Origin of the sequence: Streptomyces sp. NBC_00236, assembly GCF_036195045.1 — a bacterium.
GTDB lineage: Bacteria > Actinomycetota > Actinomycetes > Streptomycetales > Streptomycetaceae > Streptomyces.
This window is the reverse complement of record NZ_CP108100.1, coordinates 3,040,302-3,057,630: the sequence shown is the minus strand read 5'-3', so window position 1 is coordinate 3,057,630 and position 17,329 is coordinate 3,040,302. Positions and strand designations below refer to the sequence as shown.

At 72.6% G+C, this 17,329-nt stretch carries 10 protein-coding genes; 5 read left to right on the top strand and 5 right to left on the bottom strand.

Annotated elements, in window-relative coordinates:
- The first annotated feature begins 176 nt into the window (after window positions 1-176).
- From OG446_RS13655 to OG446_RS13645, 3 genes are all read left to right on the top strand, one after another.
- A complete protein-coding gene (locus tag OG446_RS13655) occupies window positions 177-1,292 on the top strand; it encodes a glycosyltransferase family 39 protein (protein WP_328894291.1) in 1,116 nt (371 codons plus the stop codon).
- A 78-nt stretch (window positions 1,293-1,370) separates the two neighbouring features.
- Window positions 1,371-2,885: a bifunctional glycosyltransferase/class I SAM-dependent methyltransferase gene (locus tag OG446_RS13650; protein WP_328894290.1), complete on the top strand. Its 1,515-nt coding sequence runs from the start codon at window positions 1,371-1,373 to the stop codon at window positions 2,883-2,885.
- A gap of 70 nt (window positions 2,886-2,955) precedes the next feature.
- Window positions 2,956-3,330: a hypothetical protein gene (locus OG446_RS13645; protein WP_236064105.1), complete on the top strand. Its 375-nt coding sequence runs from the start codon at window positions 2,956-2,958 to the stop codon at window positions 3,328-3,330.
- Window positions 3,331-3,385: 55 nt separating this feature from the next.
- On the opposite strand, the gene OG446_RS13640 is transcribed toward OG446_RS13645, so the two are convergent.
- The 5 genes from OG446_RS13640 to OG446_RS13620 form a co-directional block, all read right to left on the bottom strand.
- The gene (locus OG446_RS13640) at window positions 3,386-5,542 is read right to left on the bottom strand and encodes a bifunctional glycosyltransferase/CDP-glycerol:glycerophosphate glycerophosphotransferase (RefSeq protein WP_328894289.1); all 2,157 of its coding nucleotides are present in this window, start codon (window positions 5,540-5,542) and stop codon (window positions 3,386-3,388) included.
- 228 nt (window positions 5,543-5,770) lie between these two features.
- Window positions 5,771-6,694 carry a carbohydrate ABC transporter permease gene (locus tag OG446_RS13635; RefSeq protein ID WP_328894288.1) on the bottom strand — a complete coding sequence of 308 codons (924 nt, stop codon included), beginning with the start codon at window positions 6,692-6,694 and terminating at the stop codon, window positions 5,771-5,773.
- On the bottom strand, window positions 6,691-7,977 hold the full coding sequence (locus tag OG446_RS13630) for a carbohydrate ABC transporter permease (RefSeq protein ID WP_328898289.1): 1,287 nt from the start codon (window positions 7,975-7,977) through the stop codon (window positions 6,691-6,693). The genes OG446_RS13635 and OG446_RS13630 overlap by 4 nt, the downstream gene beginning before the upstream one ends.
- Before the next feature lie 172 nt (window positions 7,978-8,149).
- Entirely contained in the window at window positions 8,150-9,520 is a 1,371-nt protein-coding gene (locus OG446_RS13625; protein WP_328894287.1) for an ABC transporter substrate-binding protein, read from the bottom strand.
- A 228-nt stretch (window positions 9,521-9,748) separates the two neighbouring features.
- Window positions 9,749-13,633 (bottom strand): FHA domain-containing protein, encoded by a 3,885-nt coding sequence (locus OG446_RS13620; RefSeq protein ID WP_328894286.1) that lies wholly within the window; start codon window positions 13,631-13,633, stop codon window positions 9,749-9,751.
- Window positions 13,634-14,221: 588 nt separating this feature from the next.
- On the opposite strand from OG446_RS13620, the gene OG446_RS13615 reads away from it, so the two are divergent.
- Window positions 14,222-15,886, top strand: a complete 1,665-nt coding sequence (locus OG446_RS13615) for a serine/threonine-protein kinase (protein WP_328894285.1) — start codon at window positions 14,222-14,224, stop codon at window positions 15,884-15,886.
- Window positions 15,887-16,064: 178 nt separating this feature from the next.
- Window positions 16,065-17,324, top strand: a complete 1,260-nt coding sequence (locus tag OG446_RS13610; protein WP_328894284.1) for a serine/threonine-protein kinase — start codon at window positions 16,065-16,067, stop codon at window positions 17,322-17,324.
- The last annotated feature ends 5 nt before the right edge of the window (window positions 17,325-17,329 follow it).

Here is a 17,329-nt window from a genome sequence, read left to right as displayed (position 1 = left end):
TGTTCATCGGTGCGTTGCATCGTGACTTCGGGTTGCTACGTTCTGTTTTCATGGGTATCCGAATGTGGTGCGAGACCTGGGATGTGCGAAGGGCCAGAGCCGCTGTGCTTGTTGCCGCGGCGGTCGGTCTTCTCACTCGCACGCTCATCGCGGCGAATGAGCCGGGGCCCGCCGATGTGCGCTTCTTTCAAGGATTCGCCCAGGCCGTCGCCGCACACGGACCCATTCGCATCTATGAGCAGCAGCTGCCCGGACTTCCTGTTTACAACCACCCGCCACTGGCCGGCTGGATGCTGCTCGGGCTGAACGGGATTTCGGAATTCGGAATTTCGTTCGCCACGCTGATCAGATGGCCCGCCTCGCTCGCCGATTTCCTCTGCGCCCTGCTCGTGTTCGAAATCGTCCGCAGACGTGCCACGCTGCGCACCGCGGTGCTGTGCGGGGTCGGTGTGGCCGTCAGCCCGGTGCTGATCGCCACGTCCGGCTACCACGGCAACACCGACGCGGTCGCCATCGTGTTCGCCCTGGCAGCCGCCCATCTGCTGGCCGACCGCAAGTCCCCGCTCGCCGCGGGAGTGGCCGCGGCGCTCTCCATCAGCGTCAAGTTCATCCCGGTCGTGGTGGTCCCGGCGCTGCTGGTCGCCGCGGTGCGGGGCGGCCGTCCGGTGCTGGTCCGCTTCGCCGCCGGGTTCGCCGCCGTGTTCGCGCTCGTGTGGGGGCCGGTCCTGGTCACCGTGGGGCAGGACCTCCAGCGGAACGTGCTGGAGTACGCGGGCGGCAGCTACCGCCTCTGGGGGCTGGTCCGCTTCGCGGACGTCTCCGGCCTGCCGGAGTCCGTCATCACCTTCATGCAGGGCGGCGGTCACTTCCTCTTCGTCCTGCTGTGCGTGGCCGCCGGGGCCCGGCTCGCGTGGCTGCGGCCGGCGCAGCTGCCGGGCGTCGTCGCCGCCACGCTGGGCCTGCTGCTCCTGCTGTCCACCGCATCCGGTCTGCAGTACCTGACCTGGGCGGCAGCCGGAATGTTCGTCCTCGGCGCGTGGGAGGGACTCGCGTACAACGCCGTGCTCGGACTGACCGCCGTCCTCGGCTACGGCGGACGCTCCGCCGTGCGCTGGAGCGAGCCGGTGCTCTACCTGGGCGCCGCCGGCTGGATCGTCCTCGCAGCCGGGCTGGCCACCGGTGTCCACCGCCTCCTCGCCACGCGGCCCGGCGGGGACCCGTCCGGCCGCACCGGGCGGGCGCAGCTCTCCGTTCCCCGTACCTCCCAGCCCTCCGGGTCCGCCGTCACCTGACCACGACCCCGGAACGGCATCCGCCCTCGCCCCTCCCCGACCCCGCCACGAGCACCGAGCGCAACTGGAGAACGCCCCGTGAAGGAAAGCCCGAGCCCCAGGATCGGCATCCTGGTGGTCGCGTACAACGCGGAGACCACGCTGGAGAAGACCCTCGACCGGATTCCGGAGGATTTCCGTTCCCGGGTCGACGAGATTCTCATTCTCGACGACGCGAGTCATGACGCGACCTTCACCGCCGGCTGCCGGTGGTCGCAGGCCGAGGGAATGCCGCGGACCGTGGTGATGCGGCACACCAAGAACCTCGGTTACGGCGGGAATCAGAAAGCCGGATACGCGCTGGCCGCCGCGCACGGACTCGATATCGTCGTGCTGCTGCACGGTGACGGCCAGTACGCCCCCGAATTGCTTCCCGAAATGGTCGCCCCGATCGAACGGGGCGAATGCGAAGCCGTGTTCGGATCGCGGATGATGAAATCGGGCGGCGCCCTCAAGGGCGGAATGCCGATGTACAAGTGGCTGGGCAACCGTGTTCTCACCAGACTGGAGAACGGGCTGCTCGGGTCGAAGCTCACCGAATTCCACTCCGGCTACCGCGCCTACAGCGTCGAGGCACTGAAGAAGCTGCCCATCGACCGGAACACGGACGCCTTCGACTTCGACACCCAGATCATCGTCCAGCTGCTGAACGCGGGAATGCGGATCAAGGAGATCCCGGTCCCCACGTACTACGGCGACGAGATCTGCTACGTCAACGGCATGAAGTACGCGAAGGACGTCGTCAAGGACGTCCTCGAATACCGGCTGGCCATCAAGGGGTTCGGCACCTGCGCCTGGATCCCCAAGCCCGTGGAGTACGCCTTCAAGGAGGGCGACGGCTCCTCGCACGCGGTCATCCTGGAGAAGATGCGGAAGATGCCCCCCGGCCGGGTCCTGGACCTCGGCTGTTCCGGCGGGCTGTTCGCGCAGCGCCTCGAATCCCTCGGCCACGAGGTGACCGGCGTGGACTACGTCGAGGTGCCCGGTGTGCGGGAGAAGTGCACCCACTTCCATCTCGCCAACCTGGAGGAGGGGCTGCCGGCGGAGATCGGCACCGGCTTCGACTACGTCGTGGCCGGAGACGTCATCGAGCACCTCTCCCGCCCCGAGCGGGTGCTCGCGGAGGTCGCGACCGTGTTGCGGCCCGGCGGCGAGGTGCTGCTCTCCGTGCCGAACTTCAGCCACTGGTACTCACGGCTGCGGGTCGCGCTCGGGGCCTTCGACTACGACCGCCGCGGCATCCTCGACGAAACGCATCTGCGCTTCTTCACCCGGGCCAGTCTGCGCCGCACCGTGCGCGCCGCGGGCTACGACGTCCTGGACATCGCCTCGACCGGGGCGCCGTTCTGGTCGCTCCTGGGCCGCGGGCCGCTCGCCGCCGTACTCGGCGGGATGTCGAGGCTGCTGACCCGGATCCGGCCGACGCTGTTCGGCTATCAGCACGTCGCACTGCTCACCCCGCATGCGGCCGAGACGATCATCGCTGGAGAGCACGTCGATGTACAGGACATCCTCAACCGACAGTACGTCCCCGCCGACCGGGTCGGCGTCTGAGGCGACGATCCCCGAACCCACCCCCGCCCCGGCGTCCGAGTCCCGGGCCGCCGCAGTCAGGAGCAAGACCTTGACCCTCCCCAGTCTGATCCTGCTGCTGTTCGCCGTGTTCTCGTCGGCCGGTGGCCAGATCATGCTCAAGCACGGGATGAAGGGCGCCGTCGCGACCGCCGGACGGGACGGCGGGTCGGTCGCGCTGCGCGCCGCCACCAGCCCGTGGGTCGTCCTCGGCCTGGTGGTCTTCGCGGTGTCCGCGCTCGCCTGGATGTCGACGCTGGCCAAGGTGCCGCTCTCCATCGCCTATCCGTTCAACGCCCTCGGCTATCTGCTGATCGTGGGGGCCGGGGCGACGGTGCTGCACGAGCGGACCTCGATGTGGACCTGGGGCGGTTCGCTGCTCGTGGTGATCGGCCTCGCCACGGTCATGGCGGGCCAGCAACGCTGAGCCCGTGCATGCCGAAGGGCCCGCCACGGCGGGCCCTTCGGCATGTGCGACGGAATCAGGCCGTGGTGGGCTCCTCGCCCAGCAGGACCCGCCGCACCACGCGCTCGGCGGCGCGGCCGTCGTCGTACGGGCAGAAGCGGGCCCGGAAGGCGGCCAGCAGCTCCCGGCTCGCCGGGCTGTCCCAGCTGCCGTCGTTGAAGACGCGCGCCAGCTCCTCCGTGGTCGTCGCCACGGCACCCGGGGTCTCGCCGGGACGGCCGGAGAGCAGGTCGAACACGACACCGCGGACCGTGCGGTACGTCTCCCAGTCCGGGGCGTGCACCACGATCGGGCGGTTCAGATGCGCGTAGTCGAACATCACCGACGAGTAGTCCGTGATCAGCGCGTCGGCCGCCAGACAGAGGTCCTCGATCCGCGGGTGCTCGCTGACGTCGATGACCGACGGGCTCCCGGGCAGCTTCGCGCCGCCGTAGAAGTAGTGCGCGCGCACCATGACCACGGTGTCCGGGCCGACGGCCGCGCAGAACCGTTCCAGGTCCAGGCGGCTGGTGAAGGCCGCCTCGTAGTCGCGGTGGGTGGGCGCGTACAGCAGGGCGCGCTGACCGGGCCGGATGCCGAGGCCCTCACGGACCGCCCGGACCTGTTCGTCGGTCGCCGAGGCGAGGACGTCGTTGCGCGGGTACCCCGTCTCCAGACTCCGCGCGGCCCCCGGGTAGGCACGGGCCCAGACCTCCGTGGAGTGCGGATTGGCGGAGACGCTCCAGTCCCACCGGTCGACCCGCTTGAGCAGCCGGTCGAAGTTCAGGCCCTGCGCCGCCGCCGGATAGTCCTGCTGGTCCAGGCCCATGATCTTCAGCGGGGTGCCGTGGTGCGTCATCACATGCACCTGGCCGGGCCGCTTGACCACGTGGTCGGGGAAGTTGACGTTGTTGAAGAAGTACGTGGCCCGGGCCATCGTCGCCCAGTAGCGACGGGTGCCGGGCACCACGTAGTCGATGCCTTCCGGCACCGAGTCCACGTGGTTCTTCGAGATCACCCATACCCCGCGCACCCCCGGCGCCAGCTCCCGGGCCTTGCGGAAGACGGCCTCCGGATTGCAGCTGACCCCGCGGTTCCAGTACGCGGCGTAGACGGCGAGCCCGCGGTCCAGCGGGAACTTGCGCCAGTACCAGTAGTAGCGCCTGCTCAGGCTGCGCTTGGCCCGGTCCCGTACCGCGTCCGGGGCGGCCCGCAGCCCGCGGCGCAGGGCCAGGGCCGTGTCGAGGGCGCCGAGCAGGGCGTACCGGCCGCCGCTGATCAGCCGGGGGCGCAGCCCGCGCGCGCCGCCGGGGAGGCGGTGGCCGGCGGGCCGGTAGGCGCGGTGGAAGGCGGCGACGGAGCGTACGTACCTCCTGCGCCGGCGCGTCACGGCCGGATAGCCGGACAGCAGTTCCTGGACGGCCCGTTCGAAGAGCAGTGGCTGCACGGCGAGCAGCCGGGGGCGCTCACGGAGGAACTCCATCAGCCCGGCGTACGCGTCGACGAGTTCGGCGGGTGCCGCTTCCGGTGTCTCGTCGCCGAGGCCCGGCAGGTAGCGCTGCCGGCGGTGTTCGACGCAGGCGATGGGCAGGACGGCCACGGACTCGGCGGCGGCGACGGTCTGCAGGGCGTAGACCCGCTCCCCGTGCCGCCCGGGCCCGAAGGTCAGCTTCTCGCCCTCGTGCAGGGTGCGGCGCACGGCCCGGTTCCAGGACACCGGGGCGATGTCGAGGAGCGCGGACTGCCCGGGGGCGGCCAGCGGGCCGTCGGAGAGTTCGGCCAGCCGCTCCAGCGACCTGCTGGGCCGGGACCGCCCGCGGAACGGCCGCTTGTGGTGGCCGAACAGCAGCAGATCGGGCTCCCCGGCATCCACGAGCCGCCCGGCGACGGCATCCAGCGCACCCGGCAGGAGCACGAAGTGCGCGTCCAGGAACAGCAGATAGTCCCCGACGGCCCGCTCCGCCCCGGCGTTGCGGCACCCTTCCGGACCCGCGCCGTCCGGCAGGTGGATGGCCTGCACCCGGTCGTCCCGGGCGGCGAACTCGTCGAGCAGCAGCCCCGAACCGTCCGGCGCCCCGTCGGCGACACCGATCACCTCGATGTCCGTGAACGGCTGGGAGAGCACCGACTCCAGGCATTCGCGCAGACTTCCCCGGGCGCGGCGGACGGGGATGATGACACTCAGGCGGGGCATACGGACTCTTTCTCGGACACGGGCGTGCGGAGCGGCAGGGCCGGGGCGCAGTGCACGGACGTACGCGCGCCGACAGTGGAGGCGGGTACTCCGCAAACGCCCGATGGAGTGACAGGGTTACGCAGTACCCCGCTGGCCACGCGAAACGCCAGGTGGGGGCACCCCTGTTGGCGTACACAGGGATGCCCCCGGTTGACGTACCGGTGTGCGATGTTCCGTACGGCGCGGCTACTTGACCGCGCCCGCCATCACGCCGGAGACGAACTGGCGCTGGAAGGCGAAGAACACCGCGAGCGGGATCACCATCGACACGAAGGCGCCGGGCGCCAGGACGTCGATGTTGTTGCCGAACTGCCGTACCTGCTGCTGGAGTGCCACGGTGATCGGCGGGGAGTCCGAGCCCGCGAAGATCAGCGCGACCAGCATGTCGTTCCACACCCAGAGGAACTGGAAGATCCCGAGCGAGGCGATCGCCGGTCCGCCCAGCGGCATCACGACCCGGGTGAACAGCCGGATCTCGCCCGCCCCGTCGAGCCGTGCGGCCTCCAGCAGTTCGCGCGGGATCTCCGCGAAGAAGTTGCGCAGCAGGAAGATCGCGAAGGGCAGACCGAAGGCCGTGTGGAAGATGACCACGCCGAAGGTCGTCTCGAAGATCCCGACCGCGCCGAAGAGCTTGGAGACCGGGATCAGGGCGACCTGGACCGGGACCACCAGCAGCCCCACGACCACCAGGAACCACCAGTCACGGCCCGGGAACTCCATCCAGGCGAAGGCGTATCCGGCGAGCGAGCCGATCACCACGACCAGGACCGTCGACGGGACGGTGATCATGACGGTGCTGAACAGCGAGTCGGTGATCGTCGAATTGTCGAGCAGCCGTGAGTAGTTGTCGAAGGTCAGCTCGGACGGGACGGTGAAGATCTTCCACCAGCCCGTCGCTGCGATCCGGTCCGCGCTGCGCAGCGAGGACAGGAACAGTCCGACGGTCGGCATCAGCCAGAACAGGGCCACCAGGACCAGCACGACCCGCATCACACCGCCGCCGGCCAGGGCCGCGATCCGTGAGCCGAGGGACCGCCCGCTCTTCGCCGCGGAGGTGCCCGGGGCGTCGCCCGCCCCGGCGGGCGGGGCCGTGGTCGAGGGTGTCGTCATCGGCGCCCCTCCTTCCGTATCCGCCTGATGTTGAAGAGCATCACCGGGACCACCAGCAGCAGCAGGAGTACGGCGATGGCGCTGCCGATCCCCAGGTCGGCGTCCGTGCCGAACGAGGACCGGTAGAGCTGGAGCGCCAGGACGTTCGCGTCGTCCTGCGAGGAGCCCGGCGCGATGATGAAGACGAGGTCGAAGACCTTCAGGACGTTGATCATCAGCGTCACCAGCACCACCGCGAGGACCGGCGCGAGCATCGGCACGGTGATCCGGCGGAACACCTGCCACTCGTTGGCCCCGTCCACCCGGGCCGCTTCCAGGAGTTCACGCGGCAGACCCGCCAGGCCGGCCGCGATCAGCACCATGGCGAAACCTGCCCACATCCAGACGTAACTCCCGATGATGCCGGGCGTCACGAACGACGGACCGAGCCAGTCGACCCCGTTGTACGGCTCCTTGAAGTTGGAGGCCGGGAGGCGTAGTTCGGCCCCGTCCGCGGAGGCGGGCAGGGTGAAGACGCCGTCGGCGCCCGCCGTGGCGGAGGCGACCACCCTGCCGTCCTTGACGGCCTCCACCTTGATGCCCTTGAGCCCGAGCTCCTTGGCGTCGATGACGTTGGGCTTGCCGCCGCCACCCTTGGTGAAGTCCAGCCATGCGGTGCCGGTGATCTTCCCGTCCCCGCCCGTCTGCGGGGCGCGGGCCGGCTTCGCGTCGGTGGGCATCTTCGCGGGCAGCACCCCGACCAGCGGGAGCCGGACCGGCTCCCCGGCCCGCACGGGCACCTTCGTCACGAAGGAGCCGCCGTCCGCCGCCTTGAGCGGATGGACGGGCAGCGGATGCGCCTTGGGGAAGCCCGCCGACTCGGCGAACGTGTCGTGCACGCCCACCCAGACGGCATTGGCGACGCCGCGCTCCGGTGCCGCGTCGTACACCAGCCGGAAGATGATGCCCGCGGCGAGCATCGAGATCGCCATCGGCATGAAGACGATCAGCTTGAACGCCGTGCCCCAGCGGATCCGCTCGGTCAGCACCGCGAAGATCAGACCGAGAGCGGTGGCGACGGTCGGCGCGAAGACCACCCAGATCGCGTTGTTCTTGACCGCCGTACGGATGGTGTCGTCCGTGAACAGCGCCTTGTAGTTGTCGAAGCCGGCGAATCCGGTGCCCGCCTGGTCGAAGAACGACCGGTAGACGGAGTACACGATCGGATACACCACGAGCGCGCCGAGCAGGACCAGCGCGGGCAGCAGGAAAAGCGCCGCGATGATCCTCCGGGTGCCGGTCACGCTCCTGCGGCTGGGCACCTTGCGCACGGGCGGCCCGCCGGACGCGGACTGCCCGGGCACGGGCCCGCCGGGGGCGGACTTCCTGGGGGCGGGCACCGAAGTCCCGCCGGACGGTTGCTTGTCGGCGGGGAGCGCCTCGTCGGCGCCCCCCGCTGCGGCTGTCGTCATCGCGTCAGCTCTTGTACGCCTTGGCCGCGTCGGACTCCAGTTTCGCCTGGGTCCCCGCGATGTCCTTCGGGTTCTTCAGGAAGTCCTGGAGGGTCTTCCACTCGCCCTTCCCGGGCGTCCCGCCGAACGACTGCGGAGCCTGGTCGGACATGTCGAACCGGACGGCGTCACCGGCCGCGATCAGTGCCTCGGCCATCGTGCGCTGCACCTCGTTGGGGTACGCGGCGGCGTCCAGGGCCTTGTTCGGCGAGATGAACCCGCCCTGCTCGGCCCAGATCTTGGCGGCGTCGGTGGAGGCCAGCCAGGTCAGCAGGGCCTGGGCGCCCTTGCTGTCCTTCAGGGCCACCGCCGCGTCGCCGCCGGTCACCACGGGCGACTCGGCGCCGACCGCCGGGAACGGGAACACCTTGGCGTCGGTGCCGATCTTGGCCTTCGTCTGGGCGATGTTGATACCGACGAAGTCTCCCTCGAAGACCATGGCGCCCTTGGGCTGGTCACCGCCGGTGAAGGTCTGGGTGACCGAGGCCGGGAACTCCGTCTGCAGCGCCCCGTCGGCGCCGCCCGCGATCAGGGAGGGCTTGCCGAACAGCTGCCCCAGCGAGGTCAGGGCGTCCTTGACGGACGGATCCGTCCACTTGATCTTGTGCTGGGCCAGCTGGTCGTACTTCTCGGGGCCCGCCTGGGAGAGGTAGATGTTCTCGAACCAGTCGGTGAGCGTCCAGCCGTCCGCGCCGCCGACCGAGACCGGGGTGACACCCGAGGCGGACACCGTCTCGGCGGTCGCCAGGAAGTCCTTCCAGGTCTTCGGCTCCGATGCGCCCGCGTTCTCGAACGCCTTGGCGTTGTACCAGATCAAGGACTTGTTGGCGGCCTTGAAGTACACGCCGTACTGGGTGCCGTCGACCGCGCCCAGGTCCTGCCAGACCTTCGAGTAGTTCTTGGCGAGCTGAGCCTTGGCCTCGGCCCCGACCGGCTTCGCCCACTTCTTCTCGGCGGCCTGCTTGATGGCGCCGACCTGCGGGATCATCGCAACGTCCGGCGGCTGGCCGCCCGCGATCTTCGTACCGAGGAAGTTGACGATCGGGTCCTGCGCCGGGACGAACGTCACCGTCGCGCCCGTGCGCTTCTCGAACTCCTTGAGGACCTTGACGAAGTTGGCCTGCTCGGGCCCGGTCCAGACCGCGGCGACCGAGATCTTCTCGCCGTCCAGTTTCGGTAATACGACGCCCGGCGTGCTCCCGGTCTCCTTGGCCGAGCCACCCCCGTCCTTCGATTCCTTTCCGCCGTCACCGTCGTCGCCGCAGCCGGTGAGGGCCAGCGCGCCGATGGCGGTGAACACCAAGGCGGCCCTGCGAATCCGAACCGTTGTGCGCATTCCTGCCCCGTCTCTCCTGTGCGCGTGCACGGCGGCACCGGCCGGATCCCCGTGGTGCCGCCCACTTAACACGTCGTCCTGTGCGGACAGTCCTACGCCCGGCACCGGGGTGCCGCAATACCACCATCGGGCCCAACTCGTTGATCGTGATGGGCTCGTGACGTGAGGTCAGTGCAGGTATGGGGCTATTGGGGACGGCGAGCCCACCGGGTGGGCCCGCCCCCCCCGTCAGGGGTGCGTGGGCGCCAGCGGCGGCAGCGGCTCGGCGTTCACCGAACGGGCCGCCCGCTCCAGCGCGCTGGCCAGCAGGGCCAGGTCCGTCGGCCCGTTGCCCAGCTCGCGGACCGGGCGACGGGTCGGCGGATCGCCCATCCGCTCCCACTCCAGCGGGACGACCGTGGGCCGCAGCGTCGCCGTACGCGGGATGCGGCCGGTCACCCGGCCGCCCTGGAACGGCGTGACCCGCCCGTCAGGGTGGCCCAGCCGCCCGCGGCCCGGCGCCGGTTCGTCCGGCGACGGCGGTATGACGGGCGGATCCAGTACGACGCGCAGACGCGCCCCGCGGGCCAGCTCGGTGTCCTCCGTGCGGTCCGGGCGGGCGGAGGAGGCGACCAGATGGATGCCGAGCCTGCCGCCTTCCCTGGCCACGGCCTCCAGCGCCCGGACGACTGAACCCGCGGCCGGCCGGCCCGGACTGCCCAGCGCCGGGGCGATCAGCGCGTCGAAGTCGTCCACCAGCACGACGAGCCTGGGCAGCGGCGAGGGACCCGGGTCCGATGCCCGGGCCGAGGAGGGGCGCAGCCGCAGGGTGCCGCTCATCGCGGACTCCACGTCTCCGCGCTGCTCGGACGGGCCGGGCGGACGCTGTCCCACCAGCCGCTGCGCCACTTCGTGCCGGCTGTGCCAGTCGGTGAAGTCGAGCCCGCCGAGGAGCTCGGCCCGCCGCTTCACCTCACCGCCCAGCGCCTGGGCGAACTCCCGCATCCGGACGGGATCGGACGCCACCAGGTGCGTGAACGCGTGCGGGAGTTCGGTGCAGGGGCGCAGGCTCTCCCCGCGCTCACCGCCCGCCCCGTCGACCAGGAGGATGCCGAGCCGGTCGGGGCGGTCGGCGGCGGCCAGCGAGGCGGCGACCGCCCTCAGCAGTTCCGTACGCCCGCTGCCGCCGGGCCCCTCGATGAGCAGGTGCGGCCCCTCCTCGGAGAGATCCACGCTCACGGGGCCCCGGGGCCCGGCCCCGAGGACCACCACGGGCCGCCCGGCCGCGCCGGCGGGAGCGCCGACGGAGGAGGCCGGGGCCGGCCGGGCGGCGGGAGCCCGTCCGGATTCGGCACCGCGCGCCGCGACCTGGGGCGCGTCGCCCTGGCGCGGCCCGCTGACCCGGTTCGAGGAACGCCCCGACCCCGCGCTCCGCAGGCTGTCGGCGCCCTGGACGTCTCCGGCCCCGCCCCAGGACCGGGTGTCGGACCCCGGCAGGGTGCGGGAACTCGGCGTGTCCCCGGGGCCCCCGTCGTAGCGCTGCGCCCCGACGCGGGGGTACGGGGTGCGGCCGGATGCGGTGCTGTCGGGGTACGGGGTACGGCCGGAGCCTGGGGTGTCGGTGGTGCCGGGGTAGGGCGTGCGGCCGGAGCCGCGGGGCTCGGGATACGGCGTACGGCCGGAGCCCGGGGTGTCGGTGGTGCCGGGGTAGGGCGTGCGGCCGGAGCCCGGGGTGTCGGTGGCGGCGGGGTAGGGCGTGCGGCCGGAGCCGCGGGGCTCGGGATGCGGGGTGCGGCCGGAGCCCCCGCTGTCGTACGTGTCGCCGCGGCCCGGGGTGCGGCGCGGCGCACCCGCGTGGGTGTCGTTGCTGCCCGGGTAGGGGGTGCGGCCCGAGCCGGTCGGTTCCGGGTACAGCGTGCGGCCCGACGGGCGGTCGTCCGAGGCGCCGGGGTAGGGGGTGCGGCCAGAGCCCCGCGTGCGGCCGTCGTCGTCCGTGCCCCGGGATGCGCCGGGGTGCGGTGGGTCGGCGGGGGTGCGCTGGGCGCCCACGCGGGGGCCGGGGCCGCCCGGGTACGCGGTGCGGGCCGAGCCGCGGCCGTCGTCGGACACGGCTCCCGCAGCGCCCGTCCAGCTGCCCGCGCCGCGGACCGTCGCCCCCGGCTGCTCGTCCGCCGCCGAGGCCCAGCGGGCCATCAGCGAGGCCGGGGTGGCCCGCGCCAGGCCCAGCTCGTCCAGGAGCCGGGCGGACGGCGGGAGCGCCACGGCCGCGCGGTGGCCCGGCAACGCGGTCGAACCCTCGGCCCGCAGCGGGGCCAGCGCCCGCGCGAACCGCTCCGCCCAGTGCGCCGAGACCGCGTCCACCGTGGCCACCGTGCCGTGGCCGGCGGCCTGTCCGCCCGAGGTACGCAGCAACCGCAGGGCCGTCGCCACGTCACCGCTGAGCATGGCCACGGCCCCGCACTCCCGGAAGGCGATCGAGGCATGGCAGGCCGCCTCGTACGTCGCGGCGACCGGTGACGTGGGGGTGGCGGCCGGGGTCTCCGCCAGACAGACCAGATGGATGCCCGCCGCCGCACCGGCCGCGGCCAGCCGGGCGGTGTTCTCGCGCAGCACCGCGGAACCGGGGTCGCCGTCGACGACCACCACGGTGAACGGACCCTCGTAGTGACGGGCGGCCTCGGCGACCGTGCCGGGATCGAGGCTCGCCCAGCCCGGGCCGAGCGGGCCCTCGTCCAGCCGGCGCACCAGTTCCGTCGTCCGGGCGACCGCCTGCTCACGGTCGTACGCCAGCAGCAGCCGGCAGTCCTGGCCGTGCATCGGGCGCAGATGCGGGAGCCAGCCGAGCCACGCCCACTCGCGCCGCCGCTCGTCCGCGCCGCGGGCCCGGTCCGTGCTGATCAGCACGATCTCCAGATCGGCGGGGGAGTGCAGCGCGGCCAACTGGGCCATGGTGGAGCGGGCGAGCCCCGCCAGCCGTTCCCGAGGCCCGGCGAGCCCGAGGGAACCGGCCTCCCGCAGCCCCACCGTCACGGGCACGGCGGGCAGGTCGGCCCGGTCGGTCGTGCCGAGACGGACCACCAGCGCCTCCGGGTGCGCGATGTCGCGCTCCCACAGCCGGGGGCCGGGGCCGAGCGCGGTCAGCAGCACGGAGGCCGGATCCGGCCAGGTGCCCTCGGGAGCGGTGGGCAGCGCGGTGAACGTCGCGGCGGGGGCCGGGGCGCCGGCCTCGTCGGGCACGCTCTCGTGCACCGGATCGGCCTTTCCGCCCGCGAGCCGGCGGGCCCAGGCGCCTATGCCGCGACGGGGCGGCCCGTCGTCCGGCGTCCGGCCGGTACGTCCGGGGCCGGAGTGGGGCCGTGCCGGGGCCGGGCCGTCGGCGCCGGGGAAGCGCTCGTGGTCGTGGGCGGCGTCCGCCCCGTCGTGTTCCTCCGGTCCGCCGTACGCGGGTCCGTAGCTGTGGTCCGGGGGCGCCGGGGCTGCGGACGGCGCCCTGGCCACGCGGAGGTGGCCCTCGCCGTCCGGCGCCGTCCCCAGGGCCGGCGTCCGCGCACCGGAGGTGAGCCGGAGCGTCGATTCGCCGAGGCGGAGCAGTGCGCCGGGGGTCAGCCGGACCGGGCGGTCGCGGACGTCCGTGCCGTCCAGCGAGGTGCCGTTGGTGGAGCCGAGGTCGGCGACGGAGACCCGGCCCTCCGCGGAGACCGTCACCGCGCAGTGCAGCCGGGACACGTCGGGGTCGTCGAGCGGGACGTCGGCGTCGGCCGAGCGGCCGATCCGGATCTGCCCGCCGTGCAGCAGGTGGACCCCGCCCGCGTCCGGCCCCGCGATCACGTGCAGCTGGGCCGGGACGGTGTCGTCCGGCGTCTCGTCCCCGCCCGGGACCTGGAGCGAGAGCACTGCCCCGTCGACCAGGGGCGGCTCACCGAGCGCGCACCGCTGCGCGTCGAGCCGTTCCCGTCCGGCGAAGAGCACCACCGCACCGCTGCCGAGTGAGCCGTCGGGCCCGGAGACCGAGGCGGCCAGATGGGACGCCACGGCGGCCAGCGCCGTCCCCGCGGGGGCGGTCACCAGCACGTCGCAGGCGCGCGCCGGGGTCTGGCCGCTGCGCGGCGCGAGGACGGTCAGCCGGATCTGCATGCCGTCAGCGGTCCCTTCTGCGCGCGGTGTCCGGCAGGGGAGACGCCCTGTGATTCCCCCCACCCGGCACGGACGCGTCGTCCGGTACAGGTTCGTCACGTAACGCGGGGCTCCCGCCCCCACAGTTCCGTGCTGGAGGCATCCTCGCACCTGCCGCTGACAACACGCCCGGGGGTCACCTCTCAGTGATCTTGAAAGGTCTGCTGTGCGCCCAAAAGTGCCTGCTTGGCCGGTTCTCCGGGGCGCTCGCAAGAGGTCCGGGCGGGGCTGAAGCCTCTCGTCCGGATCGCGCCGGACCGATCCGGACCGGGCCCGGAGCCGTTCCCTCCGGACTCCGCGGCGGCAACCATCGGAGCGGGACGGGCGTCTTCCTCCACAGGCGGTGCCACCGGGCGGCGAGCAGACCGCACTCCTCCGGGAAATGCACACCGCACTCCTCCGGGAAATTGCGAGAAATTACGGGGAATGCAGACAAAAAGGTAACCTGCCCGACTCGGTCATCCACTCCGCCCGCCCCACTAGAGTGGGCCGGAACTCGGGACGGATCCGGGGGACCGCAAGCACCACGACCAGCAGGGAGCGCATGACGTGCGGCCGGTAGGCAGCAAGTACCTGCTCGAGGAGCCGCTCGGACGCGGCGCCACGGGCACCGTCTGGCGCGCCCGCCAGCGTGAGACCGCGGGCGCCGAGGCGGCCGTCGCCGGCCAGCCCGGTGAGACCGTGGCGATCAAGGTCCTCAAGGAGGAGCTCGCCAACGACGCGGATGTCGTGATGCGGTTCCTGCGCGAGCGCTCCGTCCTGCTGCGGCTGAGGCACGAGAACATCGTGCGCACCCGCGACCTGGTCGTGGAGGGCGATCTCCTCGCCCTGGTCATGGACCTGGTCGACGGCCCCGACCTGCACCGCTACCTCCGCGACAACGGCCCGCTGACCCCGGTCGCCGCCTCGCTGCTCACCGCGCAGATCGCGGACGCGCTCGCCGCCAGCCATGCCGACGGCGTCGTCCACCGCGACCTGAAGCCCGCCAACGTGCTGCTCGACGAGCGCGACGGCCGGATGCACCCGATGCTCACCGACTTCGGCATCGCCCGTCTCGCCGACTCCCCGGGCCTGACCCGGACCCATGAATTCGTCGGGACGCCGGCCTATGTGGCGCCCGAGTCGGCCGAGGGCCGCCCGCAGACCTCCGCCGTCGACATCTACGGCGCCGGAATCCTGCTGTACGAACTGCTCACCGGCCGCCCGCCGTTCGCCGGCGGCACCGCGCTTGAGGTCCTGCACCGGCACCTCAGCGAGGAGCCCCGACGGCCCAGTACCGTCCCCGCCCCGCTGTGGACGGTGATAGAGCGCTGCCTGAGCAAGGACCCGGACCGCCGGCCCAGCGCCGAGAACCTCGCCCGTGCGCTGCGTACCGTCGCCGCCGGCATCGGCGTGCACGCGAACTCCGCGCAGATCGCGGCAGCCGACGGCGTGGGCGCCCTGCTGGCGCCCGACCCGGCGCCCACCGCGGTCCCCGAGACGCCGGGGGCGGCCGACCCCACGCAGGTGCTCCCGAGCAACGCGGGCTCGTACGACCCCAACGCGGCCACCAGCGTCATGCAGCAGAACGCCGGGCCGGGCGGCGGCCACGCCGACCCGACCGCGGTCATGCCGCCCGTCCCGCCGCGCCCCGAGGGAGCGCCGCAGCCCGACGGGCCGCACCCCTGGCAGTCCCAGCTCCAGGCCGCCCGCGACCGCAACGAGCAGACGCAGGTCCAGTACCTCGACCCGAGCCAGGACCCGCTGCGCCGCCGGCCCCAGCGCCAGCAGCCGCCGCAGCAGCAGCCGCCGCGCCACCAGCAGCAGTACCCCCAGCAGCAACAGCAGCCCCAGCAGTACCGCCAGCAGCCTCAGCAGCAGCAGTACCAGCCGCAGCCCCAACAGCAGTACCAGCCACAGCGCCAGCAGTACGCGCCGCAGCAGCCCCAACAGCCCCAGCAGCCGGCCCAGCGCCCGCCCCGCGAGCCGAGGCAGCGCAGCGCCAACCCGATGAAGATCCCCGGCCTCGGCTGCCTGAAGGGCTGCCTGTTCACGCTGGTGCTGCTCGTCGTCGCGAGCTGGCTGATCTGGGAGCTGACCCCGCTGAAGGACTGGATCGGCCAGGGGCAGGGCTACTGGGACGCGATCACCGACGCAGTCTCCACCGTCACCGACTGGATCTCGAAGCTCGGCGGCGACAGCGGCAGCGGCAGCAGTGGCGGCAGCGGAACCTGACGCGACAGTGACGTGACTCTGTAGCCATATCGACTTCTGCGGACCAATTCCGCGGCAATTCGCCCGCAGAAGTGAAGGTTGGCGCCATCCGGGGCACGCAACCCCCCGATCGCCGCGTAACTTTGTCGGCCGGGGGTTGTTGTGCGACGGTCCATCGCCAGCCGCTGAGGGAGCAGTCTTGGCACGGAATATCGGCAGCCGGTACACCGCCCACCAGATTCTGGGGCGCGGCAGCGCCGGCACGGTGTGGCTCGGCGACGGCCCCGAGGGGCCCGTCGCCATCAAGCTGCTCCGCGAGGACCTCGCGTCCGACCAGGAACTCGTGGGCCGCTTCGTCCAGGAGCGCACCGCCCTGCTCGGGCTCGACCATCCGCACGTCGTCGCCGTCCGCGACCTCGTGGTGGACGGCAACGACCTGGCCCTGGTGATGGACCTGGTCCGCGGCACGGACCTGCGGACCCGGCTCGACCGAGAGCGCCGGCTGGCCCCCGAGGCCGCCGTCGCGATCGTCGCCGACGTCGCCGACGGCCTCGCCGCTGCACACGCGGCCGGAGTGGTCCACCGCGACGTCAAGCCGGAGAACATCCTGCTGGACATGGAGGGCCCGCTCGGCCCCGGCAACTCCCACCCCGCGCTGCTCACCGACTTCGGTGTGGCCAAGCTGATCGACACCCCGCGCCGCACCAAGGCCACCAAGATCATCGGTACGCCGGACTACCTGGCCCCCGAGATCGTGGAGGGCCTCCCGCCGCGCGCCGCCGTCGACATCTACGCCCTCGCGACCGTGCTGTACGAGCTCCTCGCGGGCTTCACCCCCTTCGGCGGCGGCCACCCCGGCGCCGTCCTGCGCCGCCACGTCACCGAGACCGTCGTCCCTCTGCCCGGCATCCCCGAGGAGCTCTGGCAGCTGCTGGTCCAGTGCCTCGCCAAGGCCCCGGCCTCCCGGCTGCGCGCCTCGGAGCTGGCGGCGCGGCTGCGCGAGCAGCTCCCGCACCTGGCAGGCATCCCGCCGCTGGACGTGGACGAGCCGGACGACGAGGCAGAGCCGGAGCCGCACGGCCAGGCCTACGACGAGCAGCAGTACACCCCGGCGGCCGAGGAGCCGCGCCGCCGTGGCGCGGTCCCGCTGGTACCCGGTTCGTCGCCCGACTCCAACCGGGACACCCACACGAGCATGCGCGTCCCGGCCCCCGACGAGCTGTCCGGCGGCCCCCGCGGCACTGCCCGAGCTCCCCGCGCCCCGGGCAAACCCCGCCCCGGCTCTGCCCGCAACAAGTCGGCCGCCATCCGCAAGCGCCGCCTCACCCTGGGCGCGGCGGCCCTGGTGCTGGTCGCGGCGGTCGGGGTGGGCGGCTGGCTCGCCCTGGGCGGCGACGACGCGGGAGCGACCCCGCAGGCCCCGCAGGACACGAAGAACTCGGCCCCGGCCACCCCCTGACCCGC

Bases quoted from the DNA above. Each gene is read 5' to 3' on its own strand.
- OG446_RS13620 (WP_328894286.1), bottom strand. From the start codon at position 13,633: ATGCAGATCCGGCTGACCGTCCTCGCGCCGCGCAGCGGCCAGACCCCG.
- OG446_RS13625 (WP_328894287.1), bottom strand. From the start codon at position 9,520: ATGCGCACAACGGTTCGGATTCGCAGGGCCGCCTTGGTGTTCACCGCC.
- OG446_RS13635 (WP_328894288.1), bottom strand. From the start codon at position 6,694: ATGACGACACCCTCGACCACGGCCCCGCCCGCCGGGGCGGGCGACGCC.
- OG446_RS13640 (WP_328894289.1), bottom strand. From the start codon at position 5,542: ATGCCCCGCCTGAGTGTCATCATCCCCGTCCGCCGCGCCCGGGGAAGT.